The 22834-nt window shown below is 63.1% G+C and carries 23 protein-coding genes and 1 pseudogene; 12 read left to right on the top strand and 12 right to left on the bottom strand.

The window, feature by feature from the left end; translation table 11 throughout:
* Positions 1-10: 10 nt before the first annotated feature.
* Positions 11-373 (bottom strand): hypothetical protein, encoded by a 363-nt coding sequence (locus M8744_RS10475; protein ID WP_251414991.1) that lies wholly within the window; start codon positions 371-373, stop codon positions 11-13.
* 168 nt (positions 374-541) lie between these two features.
* Between M8744_RS10475 and M8744_RS10470 the strand changes: the two genes are divergently transcribed.
* Together M8744_RS10470 and M8744_RS10465 are read left to right on the top strand one after the other, a co-directional pair.
* Positions 542-1192: a carbonic anhydrase gene (locus M8744_RS10470; RefSeq protein ID WP_251414988.1), complete on the top strand. Its 651-nt coding sequence runs from the start codon at positions 542-544 to the stop codon at positions 1190-1192.
* A gap of 127 nt (positions 1193-1319) precedes the next feature.
* Positions 1320-1751, top strand: coding sequence for a hypothetical protein (locus M8744_RS10465; RefSeq protein ID WP_251414985.1), 432 nt, complete (start codon positions 1320-1322; stop codon positions 1749-1751).
* A 139-nt stretch (positions 1752-1890) separates the two neighbouring features.
* Here M8744_RS10465 and M8744_RS10460 read toward each other — a convergent pair whose 3' ends face one another.
* The 3 genes from M8744_RS10460 to M8744_RS10450 form a co-directional block, all read right to left on the bottom strand.
* A complete protein-coding gene (locus M8744_RS10460; RefSeq protein WP_251414983.1) occupies positions 1891-2913 on the bottom strand; it encodes an aspartate-semialdehyde dehydrogenase in 1023 nt (340 codons plus the stop codon).
* 67 nt (positions 2914-2980) lie between these two features.
* The gene (locus tag M8744_RS10455) at positions 2981-4159 is read right to left on the bottom strand and encodes an MFS transporter (protein ID WP_251414965.1); all 1179 of its coding nucleotides are present in this window, start codon (positions 4157-4159) and stop codon (positions 2981-2983) included.
* Between the two features lie 110 nt (positions 4160-4269).
* Complete coding sequence (locus M8744_RS10450) at positions 4270-4812, bottom strand: helix-turn-helix domain-containing protein (protein WP_251414963.1); 543 nt, start codon at positions 4810-4812, stop codon at positions 4270-4272.
* Positions 4813-4885: 73 nt separating this feature from the next.
* On the opposite strand from M8744_RS10450, the gene M8744_RS10445 reads away from it, so the two are divergent.
* The 7 genes from M8744_RS10445 to M8744_RS10415 all read left to right on the top strand — a co-directional run bounded on the left by M8744_RS10445 (position 4886) and on the right by M8744_RS10415 (position 13431).
* Positions 4886-6163, top strand: a complete 1278-nt coding sequence (locus M8744_RS10445) for an acetylornithine deacetylase/succinyl-diaminopimelate desuccinylase family protein (RefSeq protein ID WP_251414960.1) — start codon at positions 4886-4888, stop codon at positions 6161-6163.
* A 101-nt stretch (positions 6164-6264) separates the two neighbouring features.
* Positions 6265-7740, top strand: a complete 1476-nt coding sequence (locus tag M8744_RS10440; RefSeq protein ID WP_251414957.1) for an ABC transporter substrate-binding protein — start codon at positions 6265-6267, stop codon at positions 7738-7740.
* Positions 7741-7849: 109 nt separating this feature from the next.
* On the top strand, positions 7850-8797 hold the full coding sequence (locus M8744_RS10435; RefSeq protein ID WP_251414954.1) for an ABC transporter permease: 948 nt from the start codon (positions 7850-7852) through the stop codon (positions 8795-8797).
* The gene (locus M8744_RS10430; protein WP_251414951.1) at positions 8794-9609 is read left to right on the top strand and encodes an ABC transporter permease; all 816 of its coding nucleotides are present in this window, start codon (positions 8794-8796) and stop codon (positions 9607-9609) included. Before M8744_RS10435 ends, M8744_RS10430 begins: the two co-directional genes overlap by 4 nt.
* Complete coding sequence (locus M8744_RS10425) at positions 9606-11213, top strand: ABC transporter ATP-binding protein (RefSeq protein WP_251414948.1); 1608 nt, start codon at positions 9606-9608, stop codon at positions 11211-11213. Before M8744_RS10430 ends, M8744_RS10425 begins: the two co-directional genes overlap by 4 nt.
* Complete coding sequence (locus tag M8744_RS10420; RefSeq protein ID WP_251414945.1) at positions 11203-12657, top strand: aldehyde dehydrogenase family protein; 1455 nt, start codon at positions 11203-11205, stop codon at positions 12655-12657. The genes M8744_RS10425 and M8744_RS10420 overlap by 11 nt, the downstream gene beginning before the upstream one ends.
* Positions 12658-12687: 30 nt before the next feature.
* A complete protein-coding gene (locus tag M8744_RS10415; RefSeq protein WP_251414942.1) occupies positions 12688-13431 on the top strand; it encodes an SDR family oxidoreductase in 744 nt (247 codons plus the stop codon).
* 136 nt (positions 13432-13567) lie between these two features.
* On the opposite strand, the pseudogene M8744_RS10410 reads toward M8744_RS10415, so the two are convergent.
* The 6 genes and pseudogenes from M8744_RS10410 to M8744_RS10385 all read right to left on the bottom strand — a co-directional run.
* A pseudogene (locus M8744_RS10410) lies at positions 13568-14158 on the bottom strand (Hint domain-containing protein); the annotation flags it as partial.
* 752 nt (positions 14159-14910) lie between these two features.
* Positions 14911-15096 (bottom strand): Trm112 family protein, encoded by a 186-nt coding sequence (locus tag M8744_RS10405; RefSeq protein ID WP_251414939.1) that lies wholly within the window; start codon positions 15094-15096, stop codon positions 14911-14913.
* A complete protein-coding gene (locus tag M8744_RS10400; RefSeq protein WP_251414936.1) occupies positions 15093-15740 on the bottom strand; it encodes an LON peptidase substrate-binding domain-containing protein in 648 nt (215 codons plus the stop codon). The genes M8744_RS10405 and M8744_RS10400 overlap by 4 nt, the downstream gene beginning before the upstream one ends.
* A gap of 26 nt (positions 15741-15766) precedes the next feature.
* Positions 15767-16693: a tetratricopeptide repeat protein gene (locus M8744_RS10395; protein WP_251414920.1), complete on the bottom strand. Its 927-nt coding sequence runs from the start codon at positions 16691-16693 to the stop codon at positions 15767-15769.
* 77 nt (positions 16694-16770) lie between these two features.
* Positions 16771-17559, bottom strand: coding sequence for an exodeoxyribonuclease III (locus M8744_RS10390; RefSeq protein ID WP_251414917.1), 789 nt, complete (start codon positions 17557-17559; stop codon positions 16771-16773).
* A gap of 246 nt (positions 17560-17805) precedes the next feature.
* The gene (locus M8744_RS10385; RefSeq protein WP_251414901.1) at positions 17806-18492 is read right to left on the bottom strand and encodes a response regulator transcription factor; all 687 of its coding nucleotides are present in this window, start codon (positions 18490-18492) and stop codon (positions 17806-17808) included.
* A 155-nt stretch (positions 18493-18647) separates the two neighbouring features.
* Between M8744_RS10385 and ribA the strand changes: the two genes are divergently transcribed.
* Positions 18648-19739, top strand: coding sequence for a GTP cyclohydrolase II (gene ribA / locus M8744_RS10380; protein ID WP_251414898.1), 1092 nt, complete (start codon positions 18648-18650; stop codon positions 19737-19739).
* 27 nt (positions 19740-19766) lie between these two features.
* Positions 19767-20261 carry a L,D-transpeptidase family protein gene (locus M8744_RS10375; RefSeq protein WP_251414895.1) on the top strand — a complete coding sequence of 165 codons (495 nt, stop codon included), beginning with the start codon at positions 19767-19769 and terminating at the stop codon, positions 20259-20261.
* Between the two features lie 22 nt (positions 20262-20283).
* Here M8744_RS10375 and M8744_RS10370 read toward each other — a convergent pair whose 3' ends face one another.
* Entirely contained in the window at positions 20284-20937 is a 654-nt protein-coding gene (locus tag M8744_RS10370) for a YggS family pyridoxal phosphate-dependent enzyme (protein WP_251414892.1), read from the bottom strand.
* 104 nt (positions 20938-21041) lie between these two features.
* Positions 21042-21998, bottom strand: a complete 957-nt coding sequence (locus M8744_RS10365; protein WP_251414889.1) for a porin — start codon at positions 21996-21998, stop codon at positions 21042-21044.
* Between the two features lie 292 nt (positions 21999-22290).
* Here M8744_RS10365 and M8744_RS10360 point away from each other — a divergent pair, with 292 nt between their 5' ends.
* On the top strand, positions 22291-22833 hold the full coding sequence (locus tag M8744_RS10360; protein ID WP_251414886.1) for a DUF3576 domain-containing protein: 543 nt from the start codon (positions 22291-22293) through the stop codon (positions 22831-22833).
* Position 22834: the final 1 nt, after the last annotated feature.

Raw genomic sequence — 22834 nt, 5'->3', positions numbered from 1 at the left:
AAGCCCCAGATCAGACCGACAGGCCCTGCATGTCCCAAACCGCCGTCAGCGACCCCTCACCCGACCGGAAAAGCCGTGCCAAGACTGCTGCCAACGCCACCCTGTCGCCCAGATCGACGCAGGCGGTGACATCGCGCCCGACCCGTGCCAGCGTCGCCATGCCCATCTGGTCGGCGATGGCCGCCAACGCCCGTGCGCCCTTGCGCAGTTCGATCCAGCGGCCCGCGCCGTAATCGCGGTCGATCTGCGACAGGCGCGCGGCCAGCTCTTCCATCGCGCGGCATACCACGTCTTCGGCACCCGATGGCCCGAGACGGTCGTAAAGCTCGCATAACCTGCCCTGGTCAAGACGGATAGCTTCATCCGTCTGCAAAATCGTGACCCTTTCCAATGTCTCACCCCTGTTTGCTCAGGTCCCCACAAGCGCCGAATTTCGCGTGGCCTTCCTTCCAAAAGGTTTAAGTGCCCGGGTCTTTCCTCTCGAATTCGAGTTGAATTCCGTCTATGACGCCCGACAGGCACGCAAAGGACGAGACTTTTCATGCAGCACGCCAAGCCACTGCCGACCTACCTGGTACAAAGATACCAAGGCTGGAAGGCCACCACCTATGTCGAGAACGAAAGCTGGTATCGCCGTCTGGCCGAAAGCGGGCAGCACCCGCGCGCCATGGTGATTTCGTGCTGCGACTCGCGCGTGCACGTGACTTCGATTTTCGGGGCCGACCAGGGCGAATTCTTCATTCACCGCAACATCGCCAACCTCGTGCCGCCTCACAAACCCGACGGTTTGCAGCACGGCACCTCGGCGGCGGTGGAATACGCGGTGAACGCGCTGAAGGTGGCGCATCTGATCGTTTTGGGCCACTCCAACTGCGGCGGCGTTCAGGGCTGCCTTGATATGTGCAGCGGTCATGCCCCGGAACTGGAGGAAAAGACCAGCTTCGTGGGACGCTGGATGGATATCCTCCGCCCCGGATATGAACGCGTCAAGGACATCTCCGACGAAACCGACCGCCGTAACGCGCTGGAAAAGCAGGCGGTCCTTGTCAGCCTTGAAAACCTGATGACCTTTCCGTTCGTGGCCGAGGCGGTCACGGGGGGCAAGCTGTCGCTGCACGGGTTGTGGACCGATATCGGCGAAGGATCGCTGGAATATTACAGCCCCGACAAGGCCCAGTTCGCGCGCGTCTGATCCTTCGGCGCCACCTGTCGGACCGCCCTGCTGGATTGCCCTCAAATGGGCGCAATTGCACCGCGAAGCCGCCCTGCTTTGTTGGAACCATCGACCAAAAGTTGATGACCAGGCAGGATGTCGAAAGATGGTACAGCAAAGCTTTCATGACCGTATCGCGCGGATAAACCAGAAACATGGCCGGGCCGAGATATTGATTGGCCCCGCGGAAACCAATGGCCCGCGCGGCGCGCCCAACGGCGTCGCGGCCGCAGCAGTGGCACCGCGGCGTCAGGATACGGGGGTCATCAAGCTCATGATGGTGGCCATGTTGATGGTGCCGGTAGGGATGGCCATCGGGTTGATGACAACGCAGTTTCTTGATCCTGCAATGTCGCCGGGCGCGGCGAATTACCTGCCCTTGATGGTCTTCGTGTTGCTGGCGCATCTGGGCCTGCTGACCGGGGCGATCACGGCAATTTTCGCGAGATTCCGCATGAAGGTGCTGAACTACGCGCTGCTGTTTGTCTTTGCCGGCCATGGCATCGCCACCGCCACGTTGGCGGCCATGGTCCAATAGACCCCGTCACCACCCGGGCTGGCAGGGCGATGGCGACAAGGCGTTGCGCCCGTTAAAGCCGGGGGTGACGTAACGCCGCGAAACGAAAAGGCCGGATGCGTCCCCGCACCCGGCCCACCGTTTACTCGTGCCTCGCGGCTCAGCCCTTTTTCAGAACCTCGCGGCCCAGCAATTCGGCGATCTGGACGGCGTTCAGCGCCGCGCCCTTGCGCAGGTTGTCGCTGACACACCAAAGGTTCAGGCCGTTGTCGATGGTGCCATCCTGCCGGATGCGGCTGATGAAGGTCGCGAAATCGCCCACGCATTCGACGGGCGTGACGTAACCGCCATCTTCGCGCTTGTCGATCACCATGATACCGGGCGATTCACGCAGGATATCGCGCGCCTCGTCCTCGTCCAGGAAATCCTCGGTCTCGATATTGATCGCCTCGGCATGGCCCACGAAAACCGGAACGCGCACGCAGGTGGCCGTCAGCTTGATCGAGGGGTCGATGATCTTTTTCGTCTCGGCGACCATCTTCCACTCTTCCTTGGTGGAACCGTCCTCCATGAACACGTCGATATGCGGGATCACGTTGAAGGCGATCTGCTTTTGGAACTTCTTTGGCGGCACGTCATCGGTCGGGTTGTAGACGGCCTTGGTCTGGTCCCACAGCTCGTCCATGCCTTCCTTGCCCGCGCCGGACACCGATTGATAGGTGCTGACAACCACTCGCTTGATCTTCGCGCGGTCATGCAGGGGCTTCAACGCCACGACCATCTGCGCGGTCGAGCAGTTGGGATTGGCGATAATGTTCTTTTTCGAATAGCCATGCACCGCTTGCGGGTTCACTTCGGGCACGATCAGCGGCACATCCGCGTCATAGCGGTAAAGGCTGCTGTTATCGATTACCACGCAGCCTGCCGCCGCCGCCTTGGGAGCGTAGGTTTTGGTCGCGTCCGAGCCGATGGCGAACAGCGCCATGTCCCACCCGGTGAAATCGAAGGTATCCAGATCCTCGGTTTTCAGGGTTCTATCGCCAAAGCTGACCTCTGTGCCCAGGCTACGGCGCGAGGCCAGTACGGCGATCTTGTCCACCGGAAACTGGCGTTCCGCGAGGATGTTCAGCATTTCCCGGCCCACATTGCCCGTGGCACCGACGACGACGACTTTATACCCCATCGGGGATCTCCTTTCGTTTCAGGACGCGCGCTGCATACATGACGGCCCGCACAAGGGAAAGGGGCGATCAATCCAGACGGTCACGCGCAAAGAGATACGGGACCATGCCCAGCAACAAGATCGCGGCAAAAAACGCGAACAGAACCTGGTACGGATCGACCGGGTTTTCCGTAACGGCGGCCGACTGCGCGTAAAGGCGCCCGGTGACGACCTGGAACAGCCCGACGCCGCCGATGGAAAAGAGGTTCATCAGCGTGACACCCCGCCCCGTCAGATGCGCAGGCAGAAAGCTGCGCCCATGGGCCATGATCACCGGATAGGTCATGCCGAACATCGCCACGGTGGTGCACAACACCACCGACGGCCAGTATCCCGCCTCGGGCAGAAACGCCAGCACAACACATCCAAGCGCGCCCGCGGTGTTGCCCGCCACGACCACCCATTTTCGGGTGCCAAGCAGCCGGTCAAGCGGGCCATAGGCAAAGGCCGAAAATACCATTGCCGCCCCCATGATCAGCGTCGCGGTGCCAATCACCTGTGCCGTGGCGCCGTAAACATCGGACAGGTAAGGCCCCACCCACAGCCCCCGCAGACCGGCGGCGGGGGCATAGTTCACCGCCAGCAACGGCAAGATCAGCCACAGCGCGGGAATGCGCAGCACCGCCAGCGCGCTGCCCTTGTTGGCGCCTTCGACGCGGGGCGGGTCTTGCACCAAGGCCCAGACACCCAGCGCAACCAGGATCGACACGCCGGCCAGCCCCCACAGGGTTTCGCGCCAGCCGAACATCTCGACCGCCCAAGCCATCGGGGCCGCGCTGGCCAGGTTGCCGATCGAGCCGACGCCGATCATCGCCGCGCCCAGCGTGGCGAACATGGCGGGCGGAAACATGCGGGCAAATATGTAGTACGAGCCCATCAGAACCGGCGCGCAGCCGACCCCGATAAGCGCCATCGCGACCGAGACATGCGCGGGCGTCGTGGCCATGGCAAACAAGGCCGCGCCACCGCCACCGCCAATCGCCAGCAGCACTGACGCGGTCAGACGCGGGCCGACGCGGTCCAGCGCCTCGCCAATCGGGATCTGCATCAAGGCGAAAACCAGGAACCACATGCCCGATGCAAACGCCAGGTCATCGGGGGTCGCGCCCAGGTCGCGTTGAAGCGAGGTGGTCATGACGGCCAGAAAGGCACGGAAAAACTGACTCAGAACATAGGCTGCACAAAGCAGCGCCAACCCCATCTTCATTCCCGTGCCTCCTCCCAGATCGCCGCAAAGGGGTGGCACGCGGCGGGGCAAGATGCAAGGCAGTGACAGCAATGACCCAAACCCGCGCCGCGCGGGCCTGCCAGTAACGCTCAGCCAGACTGGCCCAGCCGGGCCAGCAGGCGGGCGGCATTGGGAACGTCGAACTTGCGCAAAAGCCGCGCGCGCACATCCTCGATGGTGCGGGGCGACAGGCCCAGCGATTGTGCGATTTCCTTGGATGTCAGGCCGCGCGACAGGTATTGCAGAACATCCCGCTCGCGCGGGGTCAGGGCCGGGCCCTGGGCCGTGCGATCGATGGGCGCGAAACTCAGCACCGTACGTGCAAGCGGTTCGGCAGGTGTCAGGCTGCGGGCACGGAACCGGCACCAGACCCGCGTGCCATCCGCGCGGCGCAGCATGCGTTCGTCGCAATAGGCGCCGTCACGCGCCAGCACCTCGAGCCCGATGTCACGCACCTGCGCGAACTCGGCCGCGCTGTCGTAAAAGATACGGAAACTTTGCCCCGTCAGCGCCGCCGCATCATACCCGGCCATCGCGGCAAATGTGGTGTTGACCGCGCGGATCACGCGATGCTCGGTCAGCACCAGCCCGATTGGCGCGGCGTCGAAGGCGATATGCGTCAGCTCGTCCATCCCCGTATTCCTACGGTATTCACACCGTATTACCAGCCATGCAATATCCCCGGCAGCAAAAATGGGGGGCATCATGGACGTGACCGAGAAACTGATGGCAGAGATCGAGGCGCGGCGCGATGACCTGACCGCGCTGTGCCAGGACCTGATCCGCATCCCCACGCTGAACCCACCGGGCGATAACTATCGCGAAATCTGTGATTTCCTGGCGCGCCGCCTGGAGAAATCGGGCTTTGCCTGCGAGTTCGTCCGTGCGCATGGCGCCAAGGGTGACAGCGACAAGTACCCACGTTGGAACCTCGTCGCCCGGCGCGAGGGCACGCGCTCGGGCGATTGCGTGCATTTCAACAGCCATACCGACGTGGTCGAGGTCGGCCGCGGCTGGACGAAAGACCCGTTCGGCGGCGAGGTCGAGGACGGCAAGGTTTATGGCCGCGGCGCCTGTGACATGAAGGGCGGACTGGCCGCCAGCATCGTCGCCGCCGAAGCCTTTATCGCGGTTTGCCCCGAATATGCCGGCGCGATCGAGATCAGCGGCACGGCTGACGAGGAATCGGGCGGGTTTGGCGGCGTGGCCTACCTGGCCGAACAAGGTTTTTTCGACCCAAAGCGCGTGCAGCACGTCATCATCCCCGAACCGCTGAACAAGGATCGAATCTGCTTGGGCCATCGCGGCGTCTGGTGGGCCGAGATCGAGACCTATGGCGAAATCGCCCACGGCTCGATGCCGTTCCTCGGTGATTGCGCGGTGCGCCACATGGGCGCTGTCATGACCGAGATGGAAGATACCCTGTTCCCGGCGTTGGCCATGAAACGCACCGACATGCCCGTGGTGCCCGAAGGCGCCAAACAATCAACGCTGAACATCAATTCGATCCACGGCGGCGAGAACGAGCAGGCCGCCGATTATACCGGCCTGCCCAGCCCCTGCGTGCCTGACAGCTGCCGCATGGTGATCGACCGCCGGTTCCTGATCGAGGAAGATATCGACGAAGTGCAGGCCGAAATTCACGCCATTCTGCAAGCAGTCAAGGAACGCCGCGCCACCTTCACCTACGATGTGCGTGAATTGCAGCGCGTGCTTCCCAGCATGACAGAGAAAAGCGCCCCCGTGGTGCAGACCGTGGCGCGCGCCATTTCAGACGTGATGGGCAGGGATGCGCAATACGTGGTCAGCCCCGGCACCTATGATCAGAAACACATCGACCGGATCGGGCGGTTGCAGAACTGCATCGCCTATGGCCCCGGCATCCTGGACCTGGCCCACAAGCCCGATGAATACGTGGGCATCGACGACATGGTGGATTCAGCCAAGGTGATGGGGCGCAGCCTTGTCGAACTGCTGACCTGAAGAGTGCTGGGTCATGCTTGATCCCGCTCGTATTTGGGGTGACAGTGTATACAATCGCCCGGCCGGCCCAACACCGGCAGGCAGGAGGAGGGAGACTTACAATGAATTTCCGCAAAATTGGCACGGCCGCTGCCCTGACCGCCCTTTTGGCAGGTGCAGCCCAGGCCCGCGACGAGGTCATCGTTGGCCTGCAGCTTGAGCCGCCGCATCTTGACCCCACCAGCGCCGCGGCAGGCGCCATCGACAGCGTGCTTTACGCCAACGTCTTCGAGGGGCTGACCCGCTTCATGTCCGACGGTTCGATCACGCCCGGACTGGCCGAATCCTGGGACATCTCAGAGGATGGGCTGGTTTACACGTTCAAGCTACGGTCAGGCGTGACATTCCATGACGGCACGACGCTGGATGCCGGCGACGTGAAGTTCAGCCTTGATCGTGCCCGCGCCGAGGACAGCCAGAACGCGCAAAAGGCCCTGTTCGCCGACATTGACACGGTCGAGGTTGTCGACCCGCAAACCGTGCGCGTGACGCTGAGCCAGCCGAACGGCAGCTTCCTGTTCAACATGGCGTGGGGCGATGCCGTGATCGTCGCGCCCGAGTCGATCGACGGGATCAAGCAGACCCCGATTGGCACCGGTGCCTTCAAGTTTTCCGACTGGGTGCAGGGCGACCGTATCGAACTGGTGAAGAACCCCGATTACTGGGGCGACCCCGCCAAGCTGGAAAGCGCGACCTTCAAGTTCATCTCCGACCCGACCGCCGCCTTCGCGGCCGTTATGGCCGAGGATGTGCACGTGTTTTCGGCCTTTCCCGCGCCCGAAAACCTGCCGCAATTCGAAGCCGACCCCCGCTTCCAGGTGCTTGTCGGCTCGACCGAAGGTGAAACGATCTTGTCGACCAACAACAAGATGCCACCCTTCGACAACGTCAAGGTGCGCCAGGCGCTGGCTCATGCCATCGACCGGCAGGCCATCATCGACGGGGCGATGTTCGGCTATGGCACGCCCATCGGCACGCATTTCGCACCGCACAATCCCGATTATGTAGACCTGACCGAGATGTCGGCCTACGACCCCGAGAAGTCCAAGGCACTGCTGGCCGAGGCGGGCTTTCCCGACGGGTTCACCACCACGTTGAAGCTGCCACCGCCCTCATACGCGCGTCGCGGCGGCGAGATCATCGCCGCCCAGCTGCGCGAGGTTGGCATCCAGACCGAGATCACCAACCTGGAATGGCCCCAGTGGCTGGAAGAAGTGTTTCGCGGCAAGGATTTCGGCCTGACCATCGTCAGCCATACCGAACCCGCCGACATCAACATCTACGCCCGGCCCGATTACTATTTCCAGTATGACAACCCGGCCTTCCAGGAGTTGATGACTACACTGAACAACACGACCGAGCCGGACGAACGTTCGGAGCTTCTGCAACAGGCCCAGCGCATGATCTCCGAAGATTATGTCAACGGCTACCTGTTCCAGCTGGCCGCCCTCAGCGTCGCCAATGTCAAGGTGCAGGGCCTTTGGGCCAACGCACCCACCCAGGCCACCGACCTGACCGGCGTCTACTGGCAAGACTGACAAGCCAGGGCCGCCCGGGCCGGGCCACGGGCGGCCGAACCGCAGAATCAAGGGGAAGGGCACGGCCCTGCCCCTTTTTCACGAAAACCGATCAGACACGGGGGCGGCGATGCTGCGCTTTGCTTTGAAACGTCTGCTGTCTCTGGCGGCCACCCTGTGGGTGGCCTCGCTGATCATATTCCTGTCGCTTGAAATCGTCCCGGGCGATCCGGCCGCCTTCATGTTGGGGATGAACGCGCAAGAAGACACGCTCAATGCCCTGCGCGAAGAGCTGGGCCTGAACCAAGGGCCATTGCAACGCTACCTCGGTTGGGTCGGCGGCATGCTGGTGGGTGATTTCGGCACCTCTTACACCTATCGCACGCCGGTGGCCGAGATGATCCTTGAACGGGTGCAGGTCAGCCTGCCGCTTGCGCTTTACGCGCTGACGCTCAGCACCGTCATCGCCTTCCCGGCAGGCATCTGGGCGGCATCACGGCGCGGACGCGCGGCCGATGTGACGGTGATGGGCCTGACGCAGCTGGGCGTTGCGATTCCGAATTTCTGGTTTGCCATGCTGATGGTACTGGTGTTTGCCATCAATCTTCGCTGGTTCAACGCCGGCGGTTTCGCCGGGTGGGACGCCGGGTTTTTCCCGGCCATGAAATCGCTCACCCTTCCCGCCATCGCGCTGGCGCTGCCGCAGGCCAGTATCCTGGCGCGTGTCATGCGTTCCTCTCTGCTCGACACCCTGTCCGAGGATTTCATCCGCACGGCGCGGGCCAAGGGGCTGACACGCGCACAGGCGTTGTGGCGGCACGCCCTGCGCAATGCGCTGATCCCGGTGCTGACGATCATCGGACTGCAATTCGCCTTTCTGCTGGCCGGGGCGATCATCATCGAGAACGTATTCTTTCTGCCAGGTCTTGGGCGGTTGGTGTTCCAGGCAATTTCCGCGCGTGACCTGATCGTGGTGGAATCGGTGGTGATGCTGCTGGTCTTTGCCGTCGTACTGGTCAATTTCGTGGTCGATCTGGCCTATGCCGCGGTTGACCCGCGGCTGAGGGGGCAAAAATGAGCCGCAACCTGGTTCTGGGGGCCGTGCTGTCGGCCGTTTTCGTGCTGGCCGCGCTGATCAGCTTTGCCTGGGTGCCCTACGATGTCACCCAGATGGATATCACCAACAAGATCAAGCCACCCAGCCCTGCGCATCCGCTGGGCACCGATCATTTCGGTCGTGACATCCTGTCGATGATCATGGTGGGTGCGCGCACCTCGATCGCGGTGGCATTGGTGGCGGTGGGCATCGGCATGGGCCTGGGCGTGCCACTTGGCCTGGCTGCGGCCGCGAAAAAGGGCGGCTGGCTGGACGAGCTGATCATGCGCGCCAATGACCTTGTCTTTGCCTTTCCTTCGCTTCTGATCGCGATCATGATCACAGCCGTTTTCGGCGCATCGGCGATCAATGCGATCATTGCCATCGGCATTTTCAACATCCCGGTTTTTGCCCGCCTCACGCGCTCGGGCGCGCTGTCGCTGTGGACGCGCGATTTCGTGCTGGCGGCACGGGTGGCCGGCAAGGGCGCGACGCGCATCAGCGTGGAACATATCCTGCCCAACGTCACCAACCTGCTGATCGTGCAGGGGACGATCCAGTTCAGCCTTGGCATCCTGGCCGAGGCGGGCCTGTCCTATGTTGGGCTTGGCGCGCAACCGCCCACGCCAAGCTGGGGCCGAATGTTGGCCGACAGCCAGACCATGGTCAGCTTTGCGCCGCACATGGCCTTGTTTCCGGGGCTAGCCATCCTGTTGACGGTGCTGGGGCTGAACCTGATGGGTGACGGTCTGCGCGACCGGTTCGACCCGAAACTGCAAAGGGCGCGCCAATGAGTTTGCTGCGCATCGAAAACCTGTCGATGGATATCCACGGCACACCGATCCTCAAGGACGTGTCGCTGTCGGTCGACCCCGGTCAGATCGTGGGCGTGATCGGGGAAAGCGGCTCGGGCAAGTCGATGACCGCCTTTTCGGTGATGCAGCTTTTGCCGGATGGCACCAACTGCGCGGGGCGCATCGCGCTGTCAGGGCACGAGATGCTGACCCTGGGCGAACGCAGCCTGTGCCGCCTGCGCGGCAGCAAGGTGTCGATGGTGTTCCAGGAACCCATGACCGCGCTGAACCCTTTGAAACCCATCGGCGAGCAGGTGGCCGAAACGATCCTGATCCATGAACGCACCAGCCGGGCCAACGCGATGCATCGCGCCGCCGAGGCGCTGGCGCGTGCCGAGCTTCCGCAAGATCGCTTTCCGATGTCGCGCTATCCGCACGAACTGTCGGGTGGGCAGCGCCAGCGCGTCGTCATCGCCATGGCCATCGCCCTGCGCCCCAACCTCCTGATCGCGGATGAACCAACCACCGCGCTTGACGTGACAACACAGGCGGAAATCCTGACGTTGCTGAAACGTCTTGCAAGCGAAGACGGGATGGGCCTTCTGCTGATAAGCCACGACCTGGCCGTGGTGGCCGACATGGCCGATCACATCGTGATCATGCGACAGGGCGAGGTTGTGGAGCAGGGCCCGGCACAAACCCTGCTGCGCGAAATGCGCCACCCTTATTCGCTGGCGCTGCTGGCCGCCTCCGACCACGTCCCCGAGCGCGAAGGCCAGCCACAGGACATGCCGCTTTTGCGCGTGCGCGACGTGGTGCGCGACTATGCGACCCCGCGCAAGGGGCTGTGGGGTACGCCCGGAACGTTCCGTGCCGTCGATGGGATCAGCTTTGATATCCGGCGCGGCGAGAACCTGGGGCTGGTGGGTGAATCCGGCTGTGGCAAATCCACCCTGACCCGCGCGATCCTGGGGCTGGAAGAGGTGCAGGCCGGCACGATCGAACTGGACGGCCAGCCCGTGTTCACCGGGCACCGGCCAAACCGCGCCGTGCGCCGCCGCATGCAGGTGGTGTTTCAAGACCCCTATGGCAGCTTCAACCCCCGCTGGACTGTCGCGCGCCTTGTTTGCGAACCCTTCCACCTGGCAGATGACCCGCCCACCGGCGCGGCCCGCGATGCCGCGGTTGCCGAGGCGCTGGAAAGCGTCGGTTTGGCGGCATCGGATGCCGAAAAATACATTCACGAATTTTCCGGCGGCCAGCGTCAGCGCATCGCCATTGCGCGCGCCCTGATCATCAAGCCAGACCTGATCATCCTCGACGAGGCGGTATCGGCGCTTGATGTCAGCGTGCGCGCGCAGGTGCTTGACCTTTTGGCCGACCTTTCAGACCGTTTCGGCCTGACCTATCTGTTCATCAGCCACGACCTGTCCGTCGTCCGCTCGATCACCGACCGCGTGCTGGTGATGAAGGCTGGAAAGATCGTGGAACAGGGCGAAACCGAACAGGTCTTTGCCGACCCGCAACACCCCTATACCCAGCAACTGATCGCGGCGGCCCCTCAGCTGCCCGACGACGTAAGGAGACTGGCGCATGAGCACTGATCTGCCCCTTTGGTTCGACCCCTCGAAATGCTTGATCGGCGGGCATTGGGTTGCCCCCGCAGGAGGTGGCACCCTGCCGCTATACGACCCCTCCACCGGCGCCCGTATCGGCGAGATCGCCCGCGGCACCGCCGACGATATAGACGCCGCGGTACAGGCAGCCGAGACGGCCCGTCACGGGCCTTGGGCGCGCCTGTCGGCTGCCGAGCGCGGGCGCATCCTGTTGCGTCTGGGCCAACTGGTAACAGAGCGCGTGGACGACCTGGCAAGGATCGAGGCGCTGGACGTCGGCAAACCGTTGAAGCAGGCCCGCGCCGATGCCGTGGCCCTGGCGCGCTATTGCGAGTTTTACGGCGGCGCCGCCGACAAGCTGATGGGCGATACCATCCCCTACCTTGACGGCTACACCGTCTACACGCTGCGCGAGCCGCACGGGGTGACGGGCCATATCGTGCCCTGGAACTACCCGATGCAGATCATCGGCCGTTCGGTCGGCGCGGCGCTGGCCACCGGCAACACCTGCGTTCTGAAACCGGCCGAGGACGCCTGCCTGACAGCCCTTGCCTTTGCCGACATGGCCAAGGCAGCCGGCCTGCCCGACGGCGTGCTGAACGTCGTGCCCGGCCTTGGGGCCGAGGCAGGCGCCGCGCTCACCAGCCATCCGGGCATTCACCACATCAGTTTTACCGGGTCTGTCGGCACCGGGGTAATGGTGCAACAGGCCGCGGCGCAAAACGTGGTGCCCGTGACGCTGGAACTGGGCGGGAAATCCCCGCAAATCGTCTTTGACGACGCCGACCTGGAGGCCGCGCTGCCCTTCCTCGTGAATGCCGGGGTCCAGAATTGCGGGCAAACCTGTTCGGCATCGTCGCGCATTCTTGTGCACCGGTCGATCCACGACCAGTTGCTGGAAAGGATGTCCGCCCGCTATGCCGCGCTGCGCGTAGGCCCGGCGATGGACGACCTTGACGTGGGCCCACTGATCTCGGCCAAGCAGCAAGAGATCGTGTCGGGCTACCTAAACCAGGGCGCCGACCTGGAAATCGCCGGGCGTGCGCAACTGGGTGACATGCCCGCTGGCGGCTATTACGTGCCGCCCACGCTGTTCTCGGGTGTTACCGCCGATCACGCACTGGCACAGTCGGAAATCTTTGGACCCGTGCAGGTGGTCATTCCCTTCGACGACGAAGATCAGGCCGTGCAGATCGCTAACGGCACCGATTACGGGCTGGTGGCCAGCGTCTGGACGCAAAACGGCGCACGCCAGATGCGCCTGGCCCGCCGCGTGCGCGCGGGGCAGATCTTCATCAACAATTACGGCGCGGGGGGCGGCGTCGAACTGCCCTTTGGCGGCATGGGGAAATCCGGCCACGGCCGCGAAAAGGGATTCGAGGCGCTTTACGGCTTCACCACGCTGAAAACAGTCGCCGCCTTCCACGGCTAAGGGTGCGGCAATCCGAAGGAGAGACAAGAAATGAGACTTGAAGGAAAAACCGCGATCGTCACCGGCGGGGCCAGCGGCTTTGGCGCGGGGATCGTGCGCAAATTCGCCGCCGAAGGCGCGCGGGTCATGGTGGTCGACCTCAACGCCGACGGCGCCGACGGCATCGCCGAAGAGGTCGGGAACGGCGCCTTTGGATATGCCTGTAACGTCGCCAATGGCGGTGCGGTTGAGGACATGGCCCAAAAAGCCCTGTCGGAAATGGGTCATGTCGATATCCTGGTGAACAATGCCGGCGTCACCCACCTGCCCAAACCGATGGAAGAGATCACCGACGAGGAATTCGACCGTGTCTTCCTGGTGAATTGCAAATCGGTCTATCTGACCGCCCGCGCGCTGGTGCCGCACATGAAAACGCGTGGTGGCGCGATTCTGAACGTGGCCTCGACCGCGGGCCTTTCGCCGCGTCCGAACCTGAGCTGGTATAACGCGTCCAAGGGTTGGATGATCACCGCGACCAAGTCGATGGCGGTAGAGCTGGCCCCGCGCCAGGTGCGCGTGAACGCGATCTGCCCGGTTGCGGGGGAAACGCCGCTGCTGTCCAGCTTCATGGGCGAGGACACGCCGGAAATGCGCACGAAATTCCTGTCGACCATCCCGATCGGGCGCTTCTCAACCCCCGAGGACATGGGCAATGCCGCCTGTTTCCTGTGCTCGGACGAGGCGAGCATGGTCACCGGCGTCGCGATGGAAGTGGACGGTGGGCGCTGCATTTGATCAATGCCCCACGAAGGCCCCGCGCGGGGCCTTCCTTTCGCGCATCCCTTTGAAAAGAAACGGGCGCGTCATGACGCGCCCGGATTATCTGGCAATCGGCCAGCCCGAACCTGCCGGGCCTATAAGCGGCAGAGGGTCAACGCACCAAAAGATGTGCCTCATGCTTCTTGAGAGAGCGCCGCGCGGCCTTGTATGTCTCAAGACCTTCTGTTTCAGCGATCTCGGGAAAGAGCTCCAGGATCTCTTTTCGTTGCGCGCGCCCCATACCGTAAAGCACCTTCTTGCCCGGCTGGAAACTTTCGGTCCAGGAACCGTTTGACAGAACCACTTCGTGCTCGTCCAGCATGAAATGGATGTAGCTCACCGAGCTTGCCTCGACGGTGTCGATACCATCCATACCCGTCAGGTACTTGGCAGCAACCAGAACCTCGCGCTCTTCGAAGTAGAGCGCGGCCTTGTCATTTGTGATCAGCAACCGGTGCTGCGGCGAGACCATCATGTCACGCTCCGGCAGCCCATGACCAAGAGCGCCCTGGCGGATCAGGACCGGGTTGAATTGCGGAGCCTGTGCCAGTTCCTGGCCACTCAGGGAACGGCGGCCAACCCAGCGAACCGGCTGAAGGCCATGATCGCGTGTAATTATGCGATCGCCCACGCGCAATTCTTCGACAAGCCGCTCGCCCTTGGAGGTCGCGATCAATGTGCCCGGCGTGAAACAGGGTATAACCGCATCTTCAAGAAGAAACACGGTGCCGTTGAAATCACCTTCGATCTCGGGGAAGTCGGGAAACAGCATCACCTCCTCGCCAGAGGCGAGCGTGATCACGGCGTAAGTCGGCGGGTTGTCCGCAGAAAACTGCGGGTAATCGTTGTAGAAATTGCTGTTCTGCTCTTCCGGCGTGAATGTCCCGTAAGAGGTGATTTCAAATTCCGTCTGCGTCGCACCACCATCAAGGCTGACTTCTGTGGCAAACCATAATTTGTCAGCGTCGAATGTCAGCTCCAGGCCAGCGTCGCCGCCGCTGGTTCCTTCCGTGCCTATCCCGCTGCTGGGCGTGAACAGGACGTTTTTCCCGGCAAGCTTGTAGCTACCATACGCTGCGTTGAAAATTGATGTTTCAGACATAATTCCGCCTTTCCAAGGCTATCTCTTAACTTGGCGCTGCAATGAAAACAAACGGCGACTGTGCCACATATTGCCACATCCTAGCCATATTTCCACGCAAAGCAGAGCGGTTTTCTTTTCCGTACAGGAAACACATTGTTTACAAGGCAATCGAAAGAAACCGACCCGCTCGCGTCCATGGATTCTTAGGCTGCATAGTCCGAAAGGACTAAAGAGTCGATCCCGGCCGCGCGACACTCGGCTTCAAGCCGCTCATCGCCGCGGAAAGGCAACTGACGCTCTTTCGTGGCGTACCGTTGGCTTTGAAAGGGCGCAGGAGCCGAGCGCCATACAGGAAGTGCAGGGAAGCGTGCTTAATCCAGCTTGCGCGCCTCGTCTGCCAGCATCACGGGAATGCCGTTGCGGATCGGGTAGGCCAGATGCGCGGCCTTGGATACCAGTTCCTGCCGCTCGGCGTCGTATTCCAGCACCGCGCCCGTTTGCGGGCAGATCAACGCCTCGAGCATGCGCCGGTCAAACGGCTGCGCCACGTCACTCATTGCATCACCTCGCCGCCCGCGCCGCCGCGCAGCGCATATTCCAAAAGCCCCATCAGCGTCTCGCGACGGGTCGTCAGGCAGGGCGCCTCCAACAGCGCCTGCTTATCCTCGGTATCGAAATCCAGAAGCATCGACAACGAGTTGATAAGCAACTCGTCATCTGCCTCGCGCAGCGATTCCCAGTCGGTGCTCAGGCCGCGCGCGCTGAAATAGCGTGACAGCAGGTTCATAAGACCGTCACGGTCAAACCCGGGGTCGGCCTCGTCACCGCCTTGGTCACGTTCGAACCCGTCCCAACTGGCGCGAACGCGGCGATAGGGGGCAAAGCCCTCGACCTCGCCTGTCACCCGGAACCGCGATATTCCGCACAGGGTAATCATGTAACGCCCGTCTTCGGTTTCCGAAAACTGCGTCACGCGCCCCGCACAGCCGATCGTGTGCAGTCCCGGCCCCCGGTTGGTGTCACGGCCCGTGACGGGCTGCACCATGCCGATCAGGCGGTCGGGCACCTTCAGCACGTCATCCAGCATCGCCAGGTAGCGCGGCTCGAATATGTGCAGAGGCAGCCGGGCGCGCGGCAAAAGCAGCGCCCCCGGCAGCGGGAAGACGGGTATCACATCGGGGAGGTCGAACGGTTTTGCCATGCCCAAGAACTAGACCCCCGAACGGGTCAGGCAAATATCATCGAACTCAACTTGCGACGCCCGTTCAAAACAACCGGATCGTTGGGCTTGAGCGCCTCGAAAATCTTGAACAACTGGGCCTTGGCGGCCTCGTCGTTCCACGCGCGGTCACGGCGGAAAAGCTCAAGCAGTTGGTTGACGGCCTCTTCGGCATCGCCCTTGGCGTATAGAGCCTGCGCATAATCATACCGCGCCTGATGATCGTCGGGCTGCGCCTCGACAGCGGCGCGCAACTCGTCAAGCGGCCCTGCGCCCTGGGCCTGGCGTGCCAACTCCAGCTGGGCGCGTGCGGCCTCAAGCGGTGCGCTGGTCACGATCTCGGCGGGCGCGCCGTTCAACGTCGCTTCGGCCTCGTCCAGTTGGTCGGCGGCGATATGGCAGCGCACCAGCCCACCATAGGCCTCGGGGTTGTCGGGCGCCTCGCCCAGGATGGCGGCGAATGTCTGCGCCGCATCGGCCACTGCACCCTGTGCCAGCATCTCTTCGGCGGCGGCCACGGCCTCGTCCAGCCCGCCGCTGGCATCACCGCCCGCGGCTTGCACCACGCGGTCGATGAACGCCTTGATTTCCGATTGTGGTACAGCGCCCTGGAACATGTCCACGGGACGGCCCTTGTAAAACGCAACCACGGTCGGGATGGACTGCAGCGGAAGGCCCTGCTGTGACAGTGCGCTGGCCAGGCGTTGCGCCTCGTCCACGTTGACCTTGGCCATCTTGACGGCACCATTGGCTGCCTTGACGGCATCCTCCAGCATTGGGCCCAGCGTCTTGCACGGGCCGCACCAGGGCGCCCAGAAATCGACGATCACCGGCACCTCGGCCGAGCCGTCGACCACTTCGGCCATGAAAGCCTCTTCGCCCACATCCTTGATCAGATCGCCCGCATCGGGGGTATTTTGCCCAAGTTCCAGCATTGTCTCATGCATCCTTTCATCTTTGCCCTTATATGCGCCCTTCATTCGCAGATTTCAAAGGGCGATTAACCCGCGCCTTACAGATCGAAACTGGCAAAGACGGGCGCGTGGTCGCTCGGTTTCTCCCAGCCGCGCGCGGCGCGCAGGATTCGGCTGGAATGGCCCGCGGCCGCGATGTCGCCGGTGGCCCAGACATGATCCAGCCGGCGTCCCTTGTCGGCGGCATCCCAATCGCGCGCGCGGTAGGACCACCAGGAATAAAGCTGGCCCTCGGGAATATCCTGGCGGGTGATATCCACCCACCGGCCCGCGTCCTGCGTTTCGGCCAGGTGTTCGACCTCGACCGGCGTATGGCTGACCACCTTCAAAAGCTGCTTGTGGCTCCAGACATCATCCTCGCGCGGGGCGATGTTCAAATCGCCCACAAGGATCGACCGCTCGGGCCGGTCGCCATGAAACCAGTCGCGCATCTCGGTCAGGTAATCCAGCTTCTGGCCGAATTTCTCGTTCTTCTCGCGGTCGGGCACGTCGCCACCGGCAGGGACGTAGAAATTGTGGATCGTCACCCCGTTTTCCAGCCGTCCCGCCACGTGGCGCGCATGACCCAGACCGGCGAAATCCATGTCACCCACATCTTCTATCGGCTGTTTCGACAGGATCGCCACGCCGTTATATCCCTTTTGCCCCCGCGCGATCATGTGACCATATCCCAGTGCCGCGAATTGCTCGGCCGGGATCTTGTCGACCGGGCTTTTGCATTCCTGCAGGCACAGCACGTCGGGCCCTTCGTCGCGCAGCAGCTTTTCCACCAGGCCCGCCCGCAGCCGGACCGAGTTGATGTTCCACGTGGCAAGGGTAAAGGGCATGGCGCGGCTCCTGATGCGGTTGGTTGCGGCGTCGACCTAGCACAGGGGCGTTACCGGGGAAAGAAGCCGCGGTATGGCGAAACCCGCCCGAAAAAAGACCCGGGCGAAAAGCCCGGGCCAAGTCCAACAGGGAGGTGCATGCCATTACCCGGACATGCGACGGGATGAGTATGAACTTAACCTGTATACGATACCATACATTGATCTGGATCAGGTAGAGTTCAAATTTCTTTTCACAACCATGCGTTACCCAACCAGACGGTAACCGCCGGATTCGGTCACGAGAAGGCGCGCGTTTGACGGGTCGGGCTCGATTTTCTGACGCAGCCGGTAAATATGTGTCTCCAGCGTGTGGGTGGTGACGCCGGCGTTGTATCCCCAGACCTCGTGCAGCAGCACGTCGCGTGCCACCACGCCTTCGGTCGAACGATACAGGAATTTCAGAATGTTGGTCTCTTTCTCCGTCAGGCGAATCTTGCGATCGTCATCGGTGACCAACAGCTTCATCGACGGCTTGAACGTATACGGCCCAAGCTGGAATACCGCGTCCTCCGATTGCTCGTGCTGGCGTAGTTGGGCGCGGATGCGCGCCAACAGAACCGGGAACTTGAAAGGCTTGGTGACATAGTCATTGGCCCCGGCGTCCAGCCCCAGGATCGTGTCGGCATCGCTGTCATGGCCCGTCAGCATCAGAACCGGCGCCTTGACGCCCTGCTTGCGCATCAACCGGCACAGCTCGCGCCCATCGGTATCGGGCAGACCGACATCAAGGATCACCAGGTCGTACAGACCTTCCTTGACCTTTTGCATCGCGTCCGCACCGTTTCCGGCCTCGAACACATCGAAATCTTCGGTCATTACCAGCTGTTCGCTCAGCGCCTCGCGCAGATCGTCGTCGTCGTCCACCAGCAGAATCTTCTTGAGCTGCGCCATGAAACGCCCTCCTTTTGTTTGCTTGAGTTGCACATGAGTGCCCAACCCTGCGGGGGCAAGTTTTGCTGCAATGCCATCACGCGGACGTGTATGGAATGCGTGCTATGTTTCAAATCCGTCACGAACGGGCTACATCAGGCCGAAAAGGACCGCGCATGAGCTTTGCCCCCACACCGACCGAGACCCTGGCCCGTGCCCGCGCCGATTTGCGCATGGGCGTGCCGGTGGTGCTGTCTGGCGAGACGGGCGGCGCCTTGTTGCTGGCAGCAGAAACCCTGACCGCGCCGCGCCTGGGCGATCTGCAGGCGCTTGGCGGACAGCCGGTTCTGGCCATCACGGCGCGGCGGGCGGTCACGCTAAAGGCCCGGCCCTACGATGGCGACCTGGCCCGCATCGCCTTGCCCCCCGGTGCCGGCCTGCCCTGGGTGCTGGCGGTGGCCGACCCCGCCGATGACCTGGCGATGCCCATGAAGGGCCCGTTCACCACCCTGCGCGAAGGCCCGGCCGACCTCCACCGGCTGGCCCTGTCCTTGACCAAGTCGGCGCAGCTTTTGCCTGCCGCGCTGGTGCATGACCTGCCCGACCCCGAGGCTTTCGCCAACGCGCACGGGCTGACCCGCGTGTCCGCGGCGCTTGCCTCGTCGCTTCTCGCGGCCTCGCCCCATCCCGACGCAGTCGTGAATGCCCGCCTGCCCACCGAGGCGACAGAGGCCGGGCGTCTGCATATCTTTCGCCCCGGCGATGGCACCGAGGAACATTACGCCTTTGAAATCGGCCAACCCGCCCGCGACAAGCCGGTTCTGGCCCGGCTGCACTCGGCCTGTTTCACCGGCGACGTGCTGGGCAGCCTGAAATGCGACTGCGGCCCCCAGCTGCACGGCGCGCTGGCACAGATGGGGCAGGCAGGCGCCGGCGTGCTGTTGTATCTCAACCAGGAAGGCCGCGGCATCGGGCTTGCCAACAAGATGCGCGCCTATTCCCTTCAGGACCAGGGGTTTGACACGGTCGAGGCCAACCACCGGCTTGGTTTCGAAGATGATGAACGCGATTTCCGTCTTGGCGCCGATATCCTGAAATCCATGGGGTTTTCTTCGGTGCGATTGCTCACCAACAACCCGCGCAAGATCGCGATGATGGAAAAACAGGGAATCACCGTAACCGAACGCGTGCCGCTGAAACTGGGCGAAACCGCGCATAACCGCGCCTACCTGGCCACCAAGGCGGCCAAGTCAGGGCACCTGCTGTGACACCCCCCAGAACCCGACCCGCCAGGCATGACCCCGCATGACATGATTCTCACCCCGACCCACCTGCGTTTTGCCGGGCGGAAATTCCCCTGCACGGTCGGGCGCGGCGGTGTCACCCATACCAAGCGCGAAGGCGACGGTGCGACCCCGCGCGGCACGCATCGCATTGTCGGGCTGCTTTACCGCCCCGATCGCATGGCCCGCCCCACCGACTGGGCGGTGCCGATCCGGCCCGGTGACGTGTGGTCCGACGATCCGCGCCACGAAGACTACAACCTGATGGTCCGCGCGCCCTATCCGCACAGCCACGAACGCCTGCGTCGGGCCGATCCGCTCTATGATCTCGTGCTGCTGACCGATTGGAACTGGCCCCGCGCGCAAAAGGGGCGTGGCTCGGCCATCTTCCTGCACCAATGGCGCCGCCCCGGATACCCCACCGAAGGCTGCATCGCGCTCCGCCGCGACCACCTGCACTGGGTCGCCCGGCAAATCACCTGCGATACGCGGCTGATCGTACCCTGACGGGACGGAGGACGGGGCGACGTCAGTCGTAGCTGCGTTCACCGAAAATCGCGCTGCCGACGCGCACATGGGTGGCGCCAAGGGCAATCGCGCGCTCGAAATCACTGCTCATCCCCATCGACAGCCCCTCCAGGTCGTTGCGCGCGGCGATCTTGGCCAGCAGGGCGAAATGCAATGACGGCTCTTCCTCGACAGGCGGAATGCACATCAACCCGCGCACCGGAAGATCCATGGCCCGGCACTCGGCGATGAACCCGTCGGCATCGGAGGGCAGAACGCCGGCTTTCTGTTCTTCTTCGCCGGTATTCACCTGGATGAACAGGTCGGGGCAATGCCCCTCTTCCTGGGCGATACGGGCGATGGTTTTCGCCAGCTTGGGCCGGTCGACCGAGTGAATCGCCTGGAACAGCTCAAAGGCCTGGCGCGTCTTGTTGGTTTGCAAGGGGCCAATCAGGTGCAGGTCGACACCGTCGAACCGTTCGCGGAAATCGGGCCATTTGCCCGCGGCCTCCTGCACCCGGTTTTCCCCGAACGTGCGGTGGCCTTCTTCAAGCACCGCGGCGACACGCTCCAGCGGCTGCACCTTGCTGACCGCGATCAACGTCACGCTGTCCGGGTCACGGCCTGCCTCGGCCTCGGCCTTTGCGATGCGCGCGCGAATATCCGTCAAACCCATTGCCATGCCTCCTGCCAGTTCGGGCGCCACAAAACACCCATTGGCGCAAAAAGAAAAGGGCAGGTCAAATGACCTGCCCTTTCCGAATAAAACTTCCGTTCGACTTAGAACGAGAAGAATGCACCCAGCGAAACGATGGTCGAGTCTGCAACATCGTCGGTCTGCGTGATGCCGCCTTCGAGCGACACGCCGCCGCCCAGGTCGTAGGACGCGCCCAGACCAAAGCTTTCGCCGGCGTTGTTGTCTTCCGACGCGACAAAGCCGTATGCGGTCAGGCCGGTGCCGAAGTCGTAGCCACCGCGCAGCGACCACTTGTCTGCTTCACTGCCAGCGCCGCCAGTGCCGTTGTCGGTCTTGGCGTAGCTGATTGCAGCGTCGACCTGGCCGATCTGGCCACCCAAGCTTGCGAACAGGATTTCGGCGCCGTTGTCGAAGTCTTCATAGGCAAGTGCCGCGGTGTAGCCCGAGAAGGTGTAGTTGATGCCGATACCGGTGGTGTCGACACCAAGGCCACGCTCGCCGCTGTGCACGTGAACGCCGAAGCCGTTCATGCTGTACAGAACTTCAACGCCGTTCGACGCCGAGGTAGCGCCCGAACCCGACTGGTACGCGGTCCATGCGAAGCGCATGCCGTTCGACGAGGTGTTGGGTGCCAGCGAGTAGAAGCCGTTGCCTTCCAGGCCGGTGCCAGCCGACGCGGTCGGCAGGTACAGGTTGGGGGCGGCTTCGATCACGCCCAGGATGTTGCCCATTGCGACGGTCAGGCCGTTGGTGCTCATGTAGAAGCGTGCACCGTTGCCCCAGCCACCGGCGTAAACCTGGCCGAAGGTGCTTTCTTCGGTCTGGATACGCTGACGCGCGCCAAACACGATGCCGCTGTCGGTTTCAGCCGACACGTCGAACTGCAGACGCAGACGCGAAGCGGTGTTGGTGGTCGATGCGCCAACGCTGGGGTTGACGTAGGTGGCGCCGAAACGGCCGTAACCGCTGATCGACACTTCCGCTGCTGCCAGACCGGCGGTCCCGATCAGAGCGGTCGTTGCGAGAATGATGTTTTTCATCGTTGTTCCCTCGGTTTTCAGTCATGCGCCCCAAAACGGGGAATCCGATTTGGGTATGCATAGTCTCTCGCTCTTTTAGGGGTCGGTTTGCAAGCACCCCGGATAGGCTGCGCCGTTTGGGCCGCAAGATGGTGCAGCTTTGCCACACCTTCGCCACGGACCTGCCGCACACACCCCTCCCATACCGCGCGCGGGCACAGGCGCAGGGCGGGTGCGGGAACTAATCCCTTGCCCACGCCCCGTGGCTTGGGTAGGACGGGATCGTAGGTTTTTCAGGGGGCAAGGCCGCAACATGACGTATTCGCGCGCATTCAAGGCAACGATTGCCGTGCTGGCCATTTCGGCGCTGACCGCCTGTGGCAGCGGCCGGGGCAGCCTTGGCGGCGGAATCAGCGGCCCCGGCGGCGCCCCCGGCACCGAAGCGCAGGAAAACAGCCGCTACGACCGCGCTGGCATGCCGCTTGAAGGGCCCTCGGCCATGCGCAGCCAGGGCAGCAGCATCTGGGATGCCTTCCGCCGCAGCGACCCCGATGTCGAAGTCGCAGTCAACCGCTACCTGTGGAACGCGTCGCTGGATGTGCTGAACTTCATGCCGGTGCAATCGGTCGATCCGTTCACCGGGGTGATCGTCTTTGGCTACGGCACCCCGCCCGGCGGCGGGCGCAGCTACCGCGCCACCGTCTATATCAAGGATCCGGCGCTGGATGCGCGCAGCCTGGTCGTGGCGCTGCAAAACCGCGGCGGCCAGCCCGTTGCGGCAGGCACCCGCACCGCCGTCGAAGACGCGATCCTGGCCCGCGCGCGCGAGCTGCGCATAGCCGACAGACGGTTCTAGG

This window comes from Lutimaribacter degradans (assembly GCF_023703375.1).
Lineage (GTDB): Bacteria > Pseudomonadota > Alphaproteobacteria > Rhodobacterales > Rhodobacteraceae > Lutimaribacter > Lutimaribacter degradans.
The sequence above is the reverse complement of the archived record's forward strand: the minus strand, read 5'-3'. Positions and strand labels throughout refer to the sequence as shown.

Excerpts from the sequence above, each read along its gene's own strand:
- M8744_RS10470 (WP_251414988.1), top strand. The coding sequence starts at position 542 with ATGCAGCACGCCAAGCCACTGCCGACCTACCTGGTACAAAGATACCAA.
- M8744_RS10465 (WP_251414985.1), top strand. The coding sequence starts at position 1,320 with ATGGTACAGCAAAGCTTTCATGACCGTATCGCGCGGATAAACCAGAAA.
- M8744_RS10460 (WP_251414983.1), bottom strand. The coding sequence starts at position 2,913 with ATGGGGTATAAAGTCGTCGTCGTCGGTGCCACGGGCAATGTGGGCCGG.
- M8744_RS10455 (WP_251414965.1), bottom strand. The coding sequence starts at position 4,159 with ATGAAGATGGGGTTGGCGCTGCTTTGTGCAGCCTATGTTCTGAGTCAG.
- M8744_RS10450 (WP_251414963.1), bottom strand. The coding sequence starts at position 4,812 with ATGGACGAGCTGACGCATATCGCCTTCGACGCCGCGCCAATCGGGCTG.
- M8744_RS10445 (WP_251414960.1), top strand. The coding sequence starts at position 4,886 with ATGGACGTGACCGAGAAACTGATGGCAGAGATCGAGGCGCGGCGCGAT.
- M8744_RS10440 (WP_251414957.1), top strand. The coding sequence starts at position 6,265 with ATGAATTTCCGCAAAATTGGCACGGCCGCTGCCCTGACCGCCCTTTTG.
- M8744_RS10435 (WP_251414954.1), top strand. The coding sequence starts at position 7,850 with ATGCTGCGCTTTGCTTTGAAACGTCTGCTGTCTCTGGCGGCCACCCTG.
- M8744_RS10430 (WP_251414951.1), top strand. The coding sequence starts at position 8,794 with ATGAGCCGCAACCTGGTTCTGGGGGCCGTGCTGTCGGCCGTTTTCGTG.
- M8744_RS10425 (WP_251414948.1), top strand. The coding sequence starts at position 9,606 with ATGAGTTTGCTGCGCATCGAAAACCTGTCGATGGATATCCACGGCACA.
- M8744_RS10420 (WP_251414945.1), top strand. The coding sequence starts at position 11,203 with ATGAGCACTGATCTGCCCCTTTGGTTCGACCCCTCGAAATGCTTGATC.
- M8744_RS10415 (WP_251414942.1), top strand. The coding sequence starts at position 12,688 with ATGAGACTTGAAGGAAAAACCGCGATCGTCACCGGCGGGGCCAGCGGC.
- M8744_RS10405 (WP_251414939.1), bottom strand. The coding sequence starts at position 15,096 with ATGAGTGACGTGGCGCAGCCGTTTGACCGGCGCATGCTCGAGGCGTTG.
- M8744_RS10400 (WP_251414936.1), bottom strand. The coding sequence starts at position 15,740 with ATGGCAAAACCGTTCGACCTCCCCGATGTGATACCCGTCTTCCCGCTG.
- M8744_RS10395 (WP_251414920.1), bottom strand. The coding sequence starts at position 16,693 with ATGCTGGAACTTGGGCAAAATACCCCCGATGCGGGCGATCTGATCAAG.
- M8744_RS10390 (WP_251414917.1), bottom strand. The coding sequence starts at position 17,559 with ATGCCCTTTACCCTTGCCACGTGGAACATCAACTCGGTCCGGCTGCGG.
- M8744_RS10385 (WP_251414901.1), bottom strand. The coding sequence starts at position 18,492 with ATGGCGCAGCTCAAGAAGATTCTGCTGGTGGACGACGACGACGATCTG.
- ribA (WP_251414898.1), top strand. The coding sequence starts at position 18,648 with ATGAGCTTTGCCCCCACACCGACCGAGACCCTGGCCCGTGCCCGCGCC.
- M8744_RS10375 (WP_251414895.1), top strand. The coding sequence starts at position 19,767 with ATGACCCCGCATGACATGATTCTCACCCCGACCCACCTGCGTTTTGCC.
- M8744_RS10370 (WP_251414892.1), bottom strand. The coding sequence starts at position 20,937 with ATGGGTTTGACGGATATTCGCGCGCGCATCGCAAAGGCCGAGGCCGAG.
- M8744_RS10365 (WP_251414889.1), bottom strand. The coding sequence starts at position 21,998 with ATGAAAAACATCATTCTCGCAACGACCGCTCTGATCGGGACCGCCGGT.
- M8744_RS10360 (WP_251414886.1), top strand. The coding sequence starts at position 22,291 with ATGACGTATTCGCGCGCATTCAAGGCAACGATTGCCGTGCTGGCCATT.